Source organism: Kitasatospora sp. GP82 (genome assembly GCF_029892105.1).
In the GTDB taxonomy this organism is placed as follows: domain Bacteria; phylum Actinomycetota; class Actinomycetes; order Streptomycetales; family Streptomycetaceae; genus Kitasatospora.
In genome coordinates this window covers 1-13,987 of sequence record NZ_JARZAJ010000045.1, presented here as the reverse complement: position 1 = coordinate 13,987, position 13,987 = coordinate 1, and the positions used below count along the sequence as shown (strand labels likewise).

Genomic DNA, 13,987 nt, shown 5'->3' with positions numbered 1-13,987 from the left:
AACCGCTGGGCGGTGACGGGGTAGGCCCGGGTGGGCGTCTCGTCGGCGTTAGGATCGTGCGGATCTTGGTCGAGTTGGGGGGATGCTTCGTGAGCGGTGGTCTGCGGCTGGTAGGACTCGTCGCGTCGGTACGGATTCAGGCGTCCCTGCTGCTCCCTGTGAGCTTGGTGAGCTGCGTGCCGGCCTACACGGGGGGATCCCACCAGTTGGACCCCGCGACGAGCGTGGGAACCACTCTGATCCTCTTCGTGACGACGTTCTGGGGACTTCTGAAGGTCCGTCGGCCCTGGTACGAGACGAGGCTGGAACGACTGTCTCCTCCTCCGCCGACCGCTGAGATGGTCGCGGGGGACAAGACCTTCGACCTGTTCTCCCGCAGCCTCACCAAGCCGCTGCTCCTGGTACTGCTGATCGGACTCACTGCCAGCTACGCGACGGGGATACCGGTCGGCATGTTTCTGGCGGGTATGGCGGCCGCGATGCTCTGGCAGTCGCGGTGGTTGGCGGCCGAGGAGAAGCAGTTGGGCGGTCGGGTCGTGTGTCTCCACACTCCGGTTCGCGTCGCGGCTGACGACCCCAACGGCACTGCGTACCGCCAATCCCGCTTTTGGATCGTTCGCGAGACCTCCTGACCGGCCTTCCTGCAGCCGAGCACACGCGCGCTCCAATGCCGTGGCGGCCAGCCAGCGCGCCGCCACCACCCTCAACGGCCGAGCCGCCACCGAAGCCCGCGAAGCAGCCCTCCGTCGCCACCTCGAAGACTGACGGCCGACCACCCAACCACCCCCACCACCGTCTCGGGGTAGGACGCGGACGCGTGGCCGAATATCACGCTGGGTTGATGACAGCGGGGCTTCTAGTGCGCACGATTAGTTGTCCCACCAGGTCCCGCTTGTGGTACCTGGTTCCACATCGTGAGAGGCGTCCACCATGCTGCGGAAAACGTTCTCTGGGCTCTTGGCGATGATCGTGGCCGGGACCGTCGTTACACTGGCAGGCTCTGCTAGCGCCAATACAAGCAGCACTGTCGGCAGCATCACGAGTGTTCAAAGCGTCGTGCGGCCCCAGGACACTGGCTCGGCACCGGACACCATCGACGGCCTGTACGCCTCGGATTGGTACAGCCCCTGCTGGACGAGCTTCAACCCCAGTAGTCCTGGAGGCGCGCCCATGAACCACTACTACATCAACTGTGAGAACAAATGGGTGGTGGTCTGTCCGGCCGTCACGGTCAATGGCGCGCTGTCAAAGTTCACTAGCTGGGCGGTGAAACTCGCGCCCTACGGCGACAGCAGTACTGGCTATGCCTGGGGCGTCGACTGGCACTACTGGTCCACGATTCACAACGGCTACTACACCACCGTCTTCTGCTAGATCATCTCACTGCCCCGCGCCGACACCCCTGTCCTCCCTGGTTGTCCTGCTCGGCCCCTTCTCCTGCGGGTCAGCGGATATCTGATTCGTGACAGCGTTACGATTGGGGCCGCAGCCTGATCATGTGATCCCTATCAGTTCGGCCCTGTGGGATGCTTCGCACTGCCTGGCAGCGCGAAGCAGTGAGATCGCCGGGCGGGACGGCGTGAGCCGCCCCGCCCGGCGATCGGCTGGCTCAGCTGACGGGCCGCTTCGTTTCGGTGGTGCCAGTCGGAGCGGGCGGGTTGCCGCTGTGAGGGGACTGGTTGCCCGAAGGTGGTGCGTGCCGCGTGCTGGCCCAAGTGCCGTAGACCGCGGACAGGGCGGCCGCCACGGTGGCCAGGGAATCGGCTGGGACATGGAAGAGGACCAGCAGGATGCCGGTGGCCAGGATGGCCAGGAGGACGATCATGTCGATGTAGCGGTTGTCCTGAGGGAGCTTCCGGTGCATGGTCATGGTGTCCTGCCTTCCGAGTCGGACCCCGCCTTTCGGGGTCTGATTCGGTTGTAGCCCTGGGCCGAAGGCCTTAGAACCGATCTTTGTTTCCGGTTCGCAGGAGACGGTTCCGAAGGCCGTGCGAATTTTTTCCTGCAGGTCAGGGGACGATGGCAACTTCCCTTCCGGTGAGCTGGTGAACAGCCCTAACCCGTCGCGCGCTGATTGGCTAGCCTGAGGGCATGTCAGCAGATGGGGACTCGAGCACTAACGCGGGAGGACCGGTACGCCGGCGGCGCGGGCGACCGGAGAAGAGTCTGGACATAGCAGGCCTTGATCCGATTCTGCGCGAGTTCGCGCGAGAGCTGAAGAAGCTGAAGAGGGACCAGACCCTCAAGGATCTCAAGACAGCCCTCCCATGGTCGACGTCGGAGTTCTCCAAGGCGTTCAACGCCCACAAGCTCCCACCCCTGGGCCTGGTCGCCGCGCTCGCCGGGTACCGCGGTGAAGACGTAGGGGAGTGGGAACTGAAGTGGGCGGCCGTTCGCCGGCACCTGGAGAAGGCTGGCCGGACGGACCTGATCCAGCGCTCCAACCCGCAGAGCCGCGACGTGCTGCAGGCCAACGCGGCCGAGGCCGAGGCCATGCTCCGGACGATCGAGGTCCAAGCCCTCGACTCCCGGTTGGTCGCGTCATTGAAGGCAGAGTCACTGCTGGCGGAACTGGACGAGAAACTGCCCACGGGGACGTCCAAGAACGGAGACAACCCGGCGCAGTGCTGGCACGACCTGGCCGATTACCTGAGACGACTGGTCCTGCTCTTCGACCCCCGCCCGATCGAAACCGGCGGGTCGGGCCCGGTGGGGATCACGGACGTCCTGCCCCGGCTCGCCGATCTGGCCCAACTGACCGGCGTGCAGCAGTGGGTCGAGCTCGCAGATCAGATCGGCACGACCTTCGACACGGCCCGCGAGAGCGGGTGGTTGCCGACCGGTAGCTCGCCGCAAAGTGTTGCGTGGGTGTACCTGGACCGGTTCGCCAGCTTCCGTGTGACCGCTGGGGGTATAGCATCGCGGCTGGCCCGGGGCAGCGGCTACCTGACAGCCGATGCCGTGCTCGTCGAGCCGGCCCTTGTGGGTGTCGACCATTACGACCCGCCGCGCAGTTACCACCGCCATATCATCTTCTGCGTCATGGGGATGCTGATCCTCGGCACCGGGGTACTCCTGTTGCGCCGCACCTCCGGTCAGGAATGGATGGTATGGGGCGCCATCTCCTTCGGCTTCCTTGCGTTCATCGGGATGGAAGCGCTCCAGATGGTCAACGCGCGGGAGGACTGACGTCCTTGAAGTTCCCAGCGCTCCCGCCTCGCCGGTCGGGTCTGTGCAACGCGCTGCAACGCGGAGGGCGCTTCTGTTTTTACCGGGGTGAAATAGAGCCACGGCTTCGGGGTGAATGGGAGCCAGGGGTTCTCCGGTGAGATCGGGAGCCAGCCGATGTGATGGTGTGGAACATGCCGCTTTCGGAGTAATCGTGGAGGTTTGCGCCGTCTGGCCGTCACGCTGTGCCTGTTGATCACGGTCCAGGTCAGGGAGACCGCTGGTGCACAGGTCACGTGGGATCCGCCAGGCTCATCGCGAGCAGGGGCTGTCGGGGCGGGAGCTCGCCGCTCGGTTCAAGGTCTCGCGGAACACGGTGCGAAAGGCGCTGGAGTCGCCGGTGCCACCGAGGCGCAAGGCGCCGCCGCCGCGCAAGAGCGTGCTGGAGCCGGTGAAGGGCTTTATCGACGCGATGCTGCGCGAGGACCTGGACGCTCCGGCGAAGCAGAAGCACACGATCCCGCGGATCATGGAGCGTCTGGCTGCGGAGCACGACTTCGAGTTGGCCCGTTCGACCACGGTCTGGGACTACGTGTCCAAGCGGCGCCCGCAGATCCGCGCGGAGGCTCTGGAGGGCCGACGGCATCTCGATGGCATGGTGCCGCAGGCGAAGAGGCCGGGCGAGGAGGCGGAGGTCGACTTCGCGGACTTCTGGCTGGACCTGGCCGGGCAGCGGCGCAAGTGCGTGCTGTTCACGCTGCGGCTTTCCTACTCGGGCAAGGCGGTGCACCGGGTCTACGCGACAGCGTCCCAGGAGGCGTTCCTGGAAGGCCACGTCGAGGCGTTCACCGTGCTGGGCGGGGTGCCGTCGGTGCACATCCGCTACGACAACTTGAAGCCGGCGGTCAAGCAGGTGCTGTTCGGCCGCTCCAGGCTGGAGTCGGCGCGGTGGGCGTCGTTCAAGTCCTGGTATGTCCATGTTCCCGTGGGTTCGTTGATCCGATCCAGCCCTCTGGTGGCCTCGGCAGTCGCCTGATCTGCAGGTCTATCGAGGTTGCGCCCACGCTGGTGAATTCCGTCCATCCCTCAGGATTCCTGAAGTCTCATCAGCTGTTATGGTGAGGCCGCCTGAAAGCTGAAGGGGAGGACGGATGGCGCTGGCCGTCGTGCGCGACCTGCGGCCCGATCTGCGACTGGAGTCCGCCGAAGCGGTCGCCGCGTTCGAGCAGGACCTGTTGGCGGAGTTCGTGCTCGCCCGCGCTTCCGCCGGGGTGCTGGACGAGACGATCCGTGCAGACGTCGGCGGGGTGCTCGGGCTGCGGGAGTGGTTCGGCCGGCCGTTGTGGGAGATGCAGCCGCAGGACTTGGACCGGTACTTCGGCCGGCACCGCCGCGGCTCGGCACCGGGCACCAAGGTCCGCCAGGTCGCCGCGTTTGCCGTCTACTTCGAGTTCCTGGAGCTGAGGCACAAGGCGGCGATCCACGCGGCCACGGGCACGGTCGTCGAGTCGCCGCTGGACGAGGTCAACCGGCCTCGTGGCGGCACCGCTTCGCGGTTGCGGATCCCGCCCTCGGCGGATGAGGCGACGAGGCTGTTCTCCGGGTGGCGGGCGGACATAGAGGCCGCGCGCAAGTATGCGCCGGCCGCGCGGAACTACACCGCCGCCCGCCTGACCAGTCTGATCGGCCCGCGCATCTCGGAGTTGTGCCTGCTGCGAATCGGTGACGTCCGGTGGGACCTTGGCCGGTTCGGCAAGATCCTCTTCAAGGGCAAGGGCAGTGTCGGCCGGGGGAAGAAGGAGCGGCTCGTTCCGTTGATCAACGGCTCGCGGGACCTGCTGGAGTGGTGGGTCACCGGCCCTCGCTGGGAGTTCGACGACAGGGCCGAGGACCCGATGGCCCCACTGTTTCCCCCCGAGCGCCGCTACGGCGACGGCTCCAGCCGGGCGGTGACCGACGACGGGCTGCGGTCCGGGCTTGCCGAGGCTGTCGCGCGCCATCTCCCGCACCAGATAGGCCAGTTGACGCCGCACGTCCTGCGGCATTTCGCGGCCTCGGACCTCTACCGCAACGGCATGGACGTCGTGGCCATCCAGGAAATCCTCGGCCACGAGTGGCTCAACACCACCATGATCTACGTTCACGTCGAGCAATCCCACGTCGAGGACGCGTGGGTCCGGGCCGGCCAGCGGGCCGCCGCACGCTTCGGGAGGACACGGTGAAGTGGAACCTACGGATGGTCGCCGCCCAGCGCGACATCTGGAAGGCGTCCGAGTTGCAGCGCATGCTCGCGGATGCCGGGCTGGTCATCTCGGCGGGCAAGATGTCGTACCTGTGGTCGGGTCGCCCGCTGACCGTCCGCCTCGATGACCTGGACGTGATCTGCTCGGTGCTGCAGTGCACGCCCGCTGACCTCCTGGTTCCCGAGCCGATCGACCACCGCCAGCCGGACAACGTGGATGAGCAGGCCGAGCGGAAGGTGGTGGGCGGCAGCTCGCTCGTGCTTCGTCGCCGTCTGGGCCGGTCCGGGCCGCCGTTGTGAGCGCGCCGATACGTCGCCGCCGTCCCTGGGCGACCCGCAGCTGCCGGGACTGCCTGGGCTGGGGATGGCTCGACCGCCCCCGCTGCAAGGCATGTTGGGGCTTCGTCGCCAAGGCCACCGGCGATCACTGCGAGGTCTGCGACCGCAAGGTGGCCGTCCAGGACGGTGTCTGCCGGCTCTGCCGTCGGCAGGCCAGCCTGATCGCCGGGCCGGACAACAAGACGCGCGTCGACCTGACGGTTGCCGCGTGCACCGGCCACCAGCTGTTCATCATCGGTACCCTGCGTTCTCGCGGCGGCCTGCCGCCCCGTCCGCAGAACACCGTGGACGGGCCACCGGACCGGCGGCTGCACTCCGTGCGGTCGCGCTGGAGGCAGCTGCCGCTGTTCGAGATGGCCCGTGACCTGCGCGGAGTCAGCAGCCTGGCACCGCTCTTGGACCCGGAACTGTCCGCCGTCCTGGAGGCGCGCGCCGCACGGATCGCCGAGCTGAGAGGCTGGCCTCCGCGCACGCTCGGCTCCGTCCGCAGGGGGATCCGCATCCTCTGCGCGGTTCACGAGATCGGTGAGCCGATCCGAGCCTCCACGATCGCCCAACTCACCCACAATGCGATCCCCTCCAACCACGTCCTGGAGGTCTTCGAGGACCTGGACGTGCTGCTGGACGACCGACCCGACACCCTGCAGACCTGGTGCGACAGGCGCCTGGACTTCCTTCCTGCCGGGATACGGGCCGAGGTCGACGTCTGGGTCGCGATCTCGCGCAACGGCACCCGGCGCCGGCTCCCTCGCTCCCGATCCACGGTCGTTACCCAGCTCAGGCTGGTCCGGCCGTTCCTGCGCGAGCGGACGTCAACCTACACGACACTGCGTCAGGTCACCCGCGGCGACGTCACCAATTGGCTGGCCGACCGCCCCAACCGGGTGCACGAGGCCAGTGCCCTGCGGAGCCTGTTCAACGTGCTGAAGAAGGAACGGCTCGTCTTCGCCAACCCGATGCGAGGGGTGACAACCGGCAAGAACCACGCATCGGTGCCGATTCCGCTCACCAAGCAGGAAGTCGACGCCGTCGCCCTCGCTGCCCGGCAAGATCCCGCCCTGCGCGTGGTCGTCGCCCTCGCGGGCGTCCACGCACTGCCTGCCCGGCGCATCCGTGCGCTCCAACTGGACGAGGTCGACCTGGCCGGCCGCCGCCTCGACCCGGACGGATTCGACCGGCCGCTGGACGACTACACCGCCGAGGCGATCGCCGACTACCTGGCCTACCGTCGCCGCCGCTGGCCCAACAGCACCAACCCCCACCTGCTGACCAGCCGAAACACGGCGACCACCACGACAGCAGTCGGCACCTTTTGGCTCGACCGCCTCGTCAAACGGCTGCCCGTCGGTCTGGACCCACTCCGACAGGACCGCATCCTCGAAGAGGCCGCCGCCACCGGAGCCGACCCCCTGCACCTCGCCCACGTCTTCGCACTCAGCGCCAGGGCCAGCCTCCGCTACGCCAATGCAGCCTCCGAGTCTGCCGCAGAACAGACCGAAAGAAAGCCCTGAGCAGCCACTTCGACGCCCCGCTGGCAGCACGGTTCATTGGTCCGTATCTGGCGACCGGCAGATACGGACCGGGGCCACCACCCCAACAGGCCCGGCCTTGTTCAACATCCCACCCCGAGGGGATGTCACCGAACGGATCAGCTACTCCCAGGGGTTGTTGCCCGACTCCCATCCCGCCGCCTCGTCCTTGTCGTGCAGGAAGCGCGGGTTCACCACGTCCTGGAGCGAGTCGTCGCTGATCGGCCACGGCTGCCACTCGTTGCGCAGGAGCTTGAGTAGGAACTCGGCCATGCCGCACGGGTACACCGACCACTCGAGGGTCCCGCGCGAATACACCGCGACCGGCCATCGGTCCGGGTCCGGATCCGTCGTGATCCAGCACAGGGTGTCGGCCGCGACTGTTCCCCCCCAGATGAGCAGGTCCTCCAGCCGGTGCCGGCCCCTCTCTGCGGGAGCCCACTGGTTCACCGCGTAGTCCGCGAGTGCTGCCTCCGAGAGCCTTGAGACCGCGATGACCTGCAGCTCGTTCGAAGTGACGGCGGGGATGTGAACACCGACCATCTCCTCGATCGAACCGCTGCCGAAGGCTGCGACGAAAGCCCGGTAGTCGGCCGGGAACGACGTTCCATGGACCTTCTCCGCCGCACTCCAGTCGACAGCGTCCCCGCGGGTGGGCCCGATGCACGACAGCACTTCTCCGATGCTCGCCATGGCGGCGATTGCGGCGGACTGGTCGTCACTCACGCTACGGCTCCCATCGGGTCGGGGCGTCCTTGCCCGTGTTGTGCCATTGTCCATCCTTCCGTCGTACCGGATTTCGCCCGCCGGATGAGGACAGAACCCGAAGACTGCTCACAACCACACACAGGCCCTGGCGGCCATCTCGCTGAGCACGTTCATCTGTACTTGGCTTGCACTTCAACGAGTACGCGGACACCGACCCAGCAGTCCCGCCTTCTTCCGGACCGAACTCGGCCTCGCCATACCCCAATAGCACGTAGGCTTCCGTGGGTTCGCCCGGCCTACACTTCAGAATCTCTGAACTCACGGAAGATCCAGTTCTCCGCGTTCTACTGTGCGCCCGGCGAGGACGGTGCCCACGAGAAGGGCGGGGTGGAGCACGAGGGCGGGCGGTTCCGCCGCAAGCACCTGGTCCCGCCTCCTGCGGTCGACTCGCTGGCGGAGCTGAACGAGCGTCTAGCCGCGATCGACGTCGCGGAGGACGCACGGCACATCCACGGCCGACCGACCTCGATCGGGTTCGACTTCGAGGCCGAGCGGGACCGGCTGCGGCCGCTGCCAGCGGACGGCTACGACTGCGGGATCGACCTGACACCGACGGTCGCGCGCAACTCCCGGATCACGGTGCGGCAGTGCTACTACTCGGTACCGGCGAAGTTCATCGGCACCAAGGTGCGTGTCAAGCTGCGGGCGAACGAGCTGTGGGTGTTCGACGGGCGCAAGGTCGTCGCCCGCCATCCCAGGCTGACGCGCCGCTACACCTACCACGACCTCTTGGACCACTACCTGGAGATCCTGCTGGTCAAGCCCGGCGCGTTCGCCGGGGCCTCCGCGCTTGCGCAGGCCCGCGCGGAGGGCGGCTTCACCAAGGTCCACGAGGCGTTCTGGGCCGCGGCCAAGCACAAGGCCGGCGACCGCGAGGGCACCCGGATGCTGATCGAGGTGCTGCTGCTGCACCGCCAGCTCCCGCCGGAGGCGCTGGTCGCGGCGATGGAGACCTGCCTTCGCATCGGGTCGGTCTCCACCGACCTGGTCGCCATCGAGGCCCGCAAGGCGATGGAGGGCACCGACGCCGACGACGCGGAGCTCCTGGCCGGCGCCGATGAAGAGGCCGCGGACGGCTCCACGGCCCCACCCGCTCGCGCCGGGGCCCAGGTGATCTCCCTGCACGCCCGCCGTCTGCCGCCCGACCCACGCCCGGCACTGCCCGACATGAGCAAGTACGACCGGCTGCTGAGCCCGGTCGCCGGCCGCGACAGCCAGACCCAGAAAGGCCACGGCGCATGATCCCGACCATCACCGTCACCGACCAGGACGACGAGCCGGACACCGGCAAAGTCCCCGGCCGCAGGCTTTCCCTGCCCGGTGACCCGGAGGACATGCTCATCGACGAGGCATGCCGGCAGCTTCGCCTGCCGGCGTTCCGCGAGCGGTTCATCGACCTGGCCGCCACCGCCCGGCGGGAACAGGCCACCTACAAGCAGTTCCTCCTGGACCTGCTGCAGGTTGAGCTCGCCGATCGCGACCTTCGCCGCCAGCAGCGGCTGCTGCGGCTGGCCCGCTTCCCGCGGCCCAAGCGGCTGGAGGACTTCGACTTCTCCAAGAACCCGAACATCACCCCCGAGGTCGTCGCGGACCTGAAGTCCCCGACCTGGGTCCGCGAAGGCCGGCCTCTGGTGTTGATCGGCGACTCCGGCACCGGCAAGTCCCACCTGCTGATCGGCATCAGCACCGCCATCGCCGAGACCGGCCTGTCGGTGCGCTACACCACCACCAGCGCGCTGGTGAACGAGCTCGCCGAAGCCGACGCCAGCCGCCGCCTGTTCTCTGTCATCGCCCGCTACAGCAAGATCGACCTTTTGTGCCTGGACGAGTTCGGCTACCTCAACCTTGACCGCAAGGGAGCCAAACTGCTGTTCCAATATCTTCACCGAGCGTGAGGAGCGCAAGGCCACCGCGGTCGCCACGAACTCACCCTTCACCGAATGGGACAAGACCTTCGGCGACGCCCGCCTCTGCGCGGCCATCGCCGACCGGATCACCTTCCGCTGCACCCTGATCCAGACCGGCACCGAGTCCTACCGCTACCAGGCCACCCAGGAATCCCTCTTCCCAGCCCCGAACTGACGCACTGTTGGACGAATCTCTGCGTGAGCACGTAGGCGGGGTCGGCGTCACCGGGGGTGGACATGAGGGCTGGGCAGGGGCTGGGTGGGCAGCGGTCAACAACATCGCCTGACAGTCCCTCATCGCCGCCTTCACCCAGGAGAACGGCATCGTCAACGCGCCTCTCTTGTCCGACTACAGAATCAGCAACGGTGGCACTGGTGCCACCATGGATTCGGGTGCCAGGCTCATGGCAGACCCCCGTCGAGGTGTCCTAGCGTCGATCCCATGAAACGCAATCGCCGTATCAGCGCTGTCGCGGTGCTGACGCTCGCCGCCCTCATCACCGGAACCGGCGCCGGGTTCGCCGCCACGACCACACCGTCGGCCACACCGGTGGCCACGCACGCGTTCGACACCGCACCGGCCACGGCCACGGCCACCGCGCCCACGCCGTCCTTCCACGGCACGCTCCCCGCGCCGATCGGCCCCTACGCCGCCGGCGAGGACATCATCCACCTCACCGACACGAGCCGCCTCGACCCGTGGGTGCCGTCGTCCGGCCCCCGCCAACTGACCGTCACGATGGTCTACCCCGCCGTCCCCGGGACCGGGACTCCGGCCCCTTACATGACCGTCGCCGAGGCAGCCGGAATCACCGAGCGCCGGAAGATGCCGGCGAGCTACGGCGTCACCCCGCAGACCCTTTCCAGCGTCACCACTCACGCCTTCGACGGCGCGCGGCCGCAACGCGGCAAGCATCCGCTGGTGGTCCTCTCAGCCGCGTCCGAGAACCCGCGCATGATGCTCACCTCGCTCGCGACCGACCTGGCCAGTCACGGCTACGTCGTCGCGCTCGTCGGCCACACCTACGAGGACAGCGGCGAGACGCTGGCGAACGGCCAGACGCCGCCGTGCGCGATCTGCGACCACCCGGAAACGATCGACTTCGACGCCGAAGCTGTCAGCCGCGGGCGGGACGTGTCCTTCGTGATCGACCAGTTGACGCACGGCAACACCGCGTGGCGCCTGGCACACCTCATCGACAAGCACGAGATCGGCATGGCCGGACACTCCCTCGGCGGAGCGGCGGCGGCCGCCACGATGATCGCCGACCCGCGAGTACGGGCCGGAGTGGACATGGACGGCACCTTCCACCCGGTCCCGATGCCCGGCCAGATCAACCGGCCCTTCCTCATGCTGGGTAGCGACGGCCACACGCCCGGCAGCGGCGACGGCATCGTGGGGCGGGCCTGGGCCGCCCTCGGCGGCTACAAGAAGTGGCTGACGGTCGCCGGCGCCGACCACTTCAGCTTCTCCGACCTGGACGTGCTTCAGGAGCAGGCCGGGTTCCCGACGGGGCCCCTCTCCCCGGAACGCGGGGTGGTGATCACCCGCGAGTACGTGACGGCGTTCTTCGACCAGACGCTGAAGGGGATCCACAGTTCGCTGCTGGACGGCCCCTCGCCGAACAATCCGGAAGTAGCCTTCCAGTCCTAGTGCAGCGCCGCGTTGATCCTTCGGGGGTTCATGCGGCTTTGAGTGGGCTGCCGTCGTAGGTCCGGCGGTAGGGCTTGGCGTCGTGTTCGTCGTAGGCCAAGACGAAGGTGTCGATGGCCGCGGCCAGTTCGTCGCGGGAGGCGAACTGGCGCTGATCACCACCGCGTTCGCACCGGGGCATAGTGCCTGTTCCACCGGGCCCGGTCTACCTGCCAGCGGCCAGCAGAAGCCGACCTACCGACCCGAGATGCTGTCCGCCCACAGGCCAAGATCAAGATCTACAGCTGGTACTAGGTTCACCATGAGATCGGGTACAGGTTTCATGGCACCGTCCTCCTGCGGTGCCCTAGCGTCGTGCCATGACGATTCCAGCTGGACTGAGACGCACGGTCCTCCGGGCGCGGCGGGACACCGGCTTTCTTGCCGCTGGTGTGCTGCCGCACCTGGCGCTGGTGCCCGTGTGGGCCTGGGCGGCGGCGACTACCGCCAGGACGGGGAACTGGCTCCTTACGGTTTCCATGTCGGCCGCCCTGGTCCTGCTCGGCACCCCGGTGCTGACGGCCGTTCAGCGGGCTCGCTACCGGGTGCTCATCGGCGTGGACGTCCCCCGGCTCACCCCCACCGCGCCGGAACAATGGACGTGGGCCTCGACCGCCCGGTGGCTCGCGGCGACGCGGCCTTGGCGCAAGATCGGCTACCACCTCCTGCTGGGCCCGCTGCTCGCGCTGCTGGAGCTGCTGGTGCTCGCAGTGGCAGCGGCGTGCCTGGCGGGCGTCATCGCCTACGCCTGGTCATGGGCGCTGCCAACCGGAATCCGCCAGGACTGGTTCGGCTACCTGACCCAGCTGCCGGCTTACACAGCGGCTGGACTCCTCCTCCTGTGCGCCCTGCCCTGGACCGCGCGGGCAGTAGCCCGGGCCGAGGCGCGGCTGGCGTTGGTCCTGCTCGGGCCCAGCCGGGCGCAGCGGCTCCAGGAGCGGGTCGATCAGCTGGCCGTGAGCCGGACCGACTTGATCGAGGCCGTCGACGCGGAGCGCCGCCGGATCGAGCGTGACCTGCACGACGGCACCCAGCAGCGGTTGGTGTCTCTCGCGGTCAACCTGGGTCTGGCCATTGCCACCCGCCCGGACCTGCCGAGTGATGCCCGCGAGGTGATCGCGAGAGCGCACCTGGAGGCGAAGGAGGCGATCGCCGAACTCAATGACCTGGTGCGGGGGCTGCACCCGGCCGTGCTCGAAGACCGAGGTCTGGACGCGGCGTTGTCCGGGCTGGCTGCCCGCACGCCCCTGCCGGTGCGGCTGCGGGTCAATCTGGAGGAGCGGGTGGCGCCCAACGTGGAGTCAGTCGCGTACTTCGTGATCTCTGAGGCGCTGACCAATGCAACGAAGCACGCCAACGCGATGCATGCAGAGGTGATAGTCCGTCAGGTCGGCGAGGTGCTGCGAGTGCGCGTTACCGACGACGGGCTGGGCGGTGCCGACGCCGCCGCCGGCACGGGGCTGACCGGGCTGGCCAAGCGGGTCGGCTCCCTCGACGGGGCCTTCCACGTCAGCAGCCCCGTTGGCGGGCCCACCACCATCACCGCGGAGCTGCCGTGCGCGCGGTGATCGCCGAGGATTCGGTGTTGTTGCGGGTCGGCCTGATCAAGGTGCTGGAGATGGGCGGGTTCCAGGTCGCCGCGGAAGCCAGCGACGCGGAGGGGCTGTTGGCGGCAGTGGCGGAGCACCGGCCCGAACTTGCCTTGATCGACGTCCGGATGCCGCCCGGCTTCACCGACGAGGGGGTGCGGGCGGCGATGGAGATCCGTCGGCGCTGGCCGGGGACGCCGGTGGTGCTGCTTTCGCAGTACGTGGAGGAGCGGTACGCGGCTGACCTGCTGTCTGCGAACACCAGCGGTGTGGGCTACCTGCTCAAGCAGCGGGTTGCCGATGTCGCCGACTTCGTGGCGGCGGTCCGGCGAGTGGCGGACGGGGGCACAGCCCTGGACCCGCAGGTCGTCGCCCAGTTGCTGCTGCTGCGGCGCGACAGCGACCCGCTCGCGCGGCTGACCCCCCGCGAACGGGAGGTGCTCGGCCTGATGGCCGAGGGGCGCTCCAATGCCGGCATCGCGCAGGCGCTGGTGGTCAGCGAGAGCGCCGTGGCGAAGCACATCAACAACATCTTCGCCAAGCTTGACCTGCCCGTGGTCGACGCGGACCACCGCCGCGTCCTGGCCGTGCTGCGGTTCCTCGGAGCGTCCCGGGCCTGACCTTCCCATCCGTGATCACGATCTACGGCTGGAGTCAACGCCGTTGAGTTTGCGCTGAAGGCGGCAAGTCAAGGGGGTTGAACACAACGGAACCCCGGTAGATCAACTTTCGACCAAGAGAGTTGATCAAGG

At 68.0% G+C, this 13,987-nt stretch carries 16 protein-coding genes; 13 read left to right on the top strand and 3 right to left on the bottom strand.

What is annotated here, in order from left to right:
- Positions 1-224: 224 nt before the first annotated feature.
- Positions 225-632 carry a hypothetical protein gene (locus tag P3T39_RS30915; RefSeq protein ID WP_280702519.1) on the top strand — a complete coding sequence of 136 codons (408 nt, stop codon included), beginning with the start codon at positions 225-227 and terminating at the stop codon, positions 630-632.
- A 325-nt stretch (positions 633-957) separates the two neighbouring features.
- Positions 958-1,374 (top strand): hypothetical protein, encoded by a 417-nt coding sequence (locus P3T39_RS30910; protein WP_280702518.1) that lies wholly within the window; start codon positions 958-960, stop codon positions 1,372-1,374.
- Positions 1,375-1,609: 235 nt separating this feature from the next.
- Here the strand turns inward: P3T39_RS30910 and P3T39_RS30905 are convergent, their stop codons facing one another.
- Positions 1,610-1,870 (bottom strand): hypothetical protein, encoded by a 261-nt coding sequence (locus P3T39_RS30905; RefSeq protein WP_280702517.1) that lies wholly within the window; start codon positions 1,868-1,870, stop codon positions 1,610-1,612.
- Positions 1,871-2,091: 221 nt separating this feature from the next.
- Between P3T39_RS30905 and P3T39_RS30900 the strand changes: the two genes are divergently transcribed.
- The 5 genes from P3T39_RS30900 (at position 2,092) to P3T39_RS30880 (ending at position 7,260) form a co-directional block, all read left to right on the top strand.
- Positions 2,092-3,189, top strand: coding sequence for a hypothetical protein (locus tag P3T39_RS30900; RefSeq protein ID WP_280702516.1), 1,098 nt, complete (start codon positions 2,092-2,094; stop codon positions 3,187-3,189).
- Between the two features lie 262 nt (positions 3,190-3,451).
- Positions 3,452-4,204: an HTH domain-containing protein gene (locus P3T39_RS30895; protein WP_280702515.1), complete on the top strand. Its 753-nt coding sequence runs from the start codon at positions 3,452-3,454 to the stop codon at positions 4,202-4,204.
- A 115-nt stretch (positions 4,205-4,319) separates the two neighbouring features.
- Entirely contained in the window at positions 4,320-5,390 is a 1,071-nt protein-coding gene (locus tag P3T39_RS30890; RefSeq protein WP_280702514.1) for a tyrosine-type recombinase/integrase, read from the top strand.
- Positions 5,387-5,710, top strand: a complete 324-nt coding sequence (locus tag P3T39_RS30885) for a helix-turn-helix transcriptional regulator (RefSeq protein WP_280702513.1) — start codon at positions 5,387-5,389, stop codon at positions 5,708-5,710. Before P3T39_RS30890 ends, P3T39_RS30885 begins: the two co-directional genes overlap by 4 nt.
- On the top strand, positions 5,707-7,260 hold the full coding sequence (locus tag P3T39_RS30880; protein ID WP_280702512.1) for a hypothetical protein: 1,554 nt from the start codon (positions 5,707-5,709) through the stop codon (positions 7,258-7,260). Before P3T39_RS30885 ends, P3T39_RS30880 begins: the two co-directional genes overlap by 4 nt.
- A 141-nt stretch (positions 7,261-7,401) precedes the next feature.
- On the opposite strand, the gene P3T39_RS30875 is transcribed toward P3T39_RS30880, so the two are convergent.
- Positions 7,402-8,004, bottom strand: a complete 603-nt coding sequence (locus P3T39_RS30875; RefSeq protein WP_280702511.1) for an SMI1/KNR4 family protein — start codon at positions 8,002-8,004, stop codon at positions 7,402-7,404.
- Between the two features lie 369 nt (positions 8,005-8,373).
- Here P3T39_RS30875 and P3T39_RS30870 point away from each other — a divergent pair, with 369 nt between their 5' ends.
- From P3T39_RS30870 to P3T39_RS30860, 4 genes are all read left to right on the top strand, one after another.
- Entirely contained in the window at positions 8,374-9,288 is a 915-nt protein-coding gene (locus P3T39_RS30870) for a hypothetical protein (RefSeq protein ID WP_280702510.1), read from the top strand.
- Positions 9,285-9,941, top strand: coding sequence for an ATP-binding protein (locus tag P3T39_RS30865; RefSeq protein ID WP_348534411.1), 657 nt, complete (start codon positions 9,285-9,287; stop codon positions 9,939-9,941). The genes P3T39_RS30870 and P3T39_RS30865 overlap by 4 nt, the downstream gene beginning before the upstream one ends.
- Positions 9,892-10,128 (top strand): ATP-binding protein, encoded by a 237-nt coding sequence (locus P3T39_RS37660; protein ID WP_348534410.1) that lies wholly within the window; start codon positions 9,892-9,894, stop codon positions 10,126-10,128. Before P3T39_RS30865 ends, P3T39_RS37660 begins: the two co-directional genes overlap by 50 nt.
- 267 nt (positions 10,129-10,395) lie before the next feature.
- On the top strand, positions 10,396-11,607 hold the full coding sequence (locus P3T39_RS30860; protein WP_280702508.1) for an alpha/beta hydrolase: 1,212 nt from the start codon (positions 10,396-10,398) through the stop codon (positions 11,605-11,607).
- A 28-nt stretch (positions 11,608-11,635) separates the two neighbouring features.
- On the opposite strand, the gene P3T39_RS30855 is transcribed toward P3T39_RS30860, so the two are convergent.
- A complete protein-coding gene (locus P3T39_RS30855) occupies positions 11,636-11,788 on the bottom strand; it encodes a hypothetical protein (RefSeq protein WP_218206587.1) in 153 nt (50 codons plus the stop codon).
- A 178-nt stretch (positions 11,789-11,966) separates the two neighbouring features.
- Between P3T39_RS30855 and P3T39_RS30850 the strand changes: the two genes are divergently transcribed.
- On the top strand, positions 11,967-13,214 hold the full coding sequence (locus P3T39_RS30850) for a histidine kinase (RefSeq protein WP_280702507.1): 1,248 nt from the start codon (positions 11,967-11,969) through the stop codon (positions 13,212-13,214).
- Entirely contained in the window at positions 13,202-13,855 is a 654-nt protein-coding gene (locus tag P3T39_RS30845) for a response regulator transcription factor (RefSeq protein ID WP_280702506.1), read from the top strand. The genes P3T39_RS30850 and P3T39_RS30845 overlap by 13 nt, the downstream gene beginning before the upstream one ends.
- The last annotated feature ends 132 nt before the right edge of the window (positions 13,856-13,987 follow it).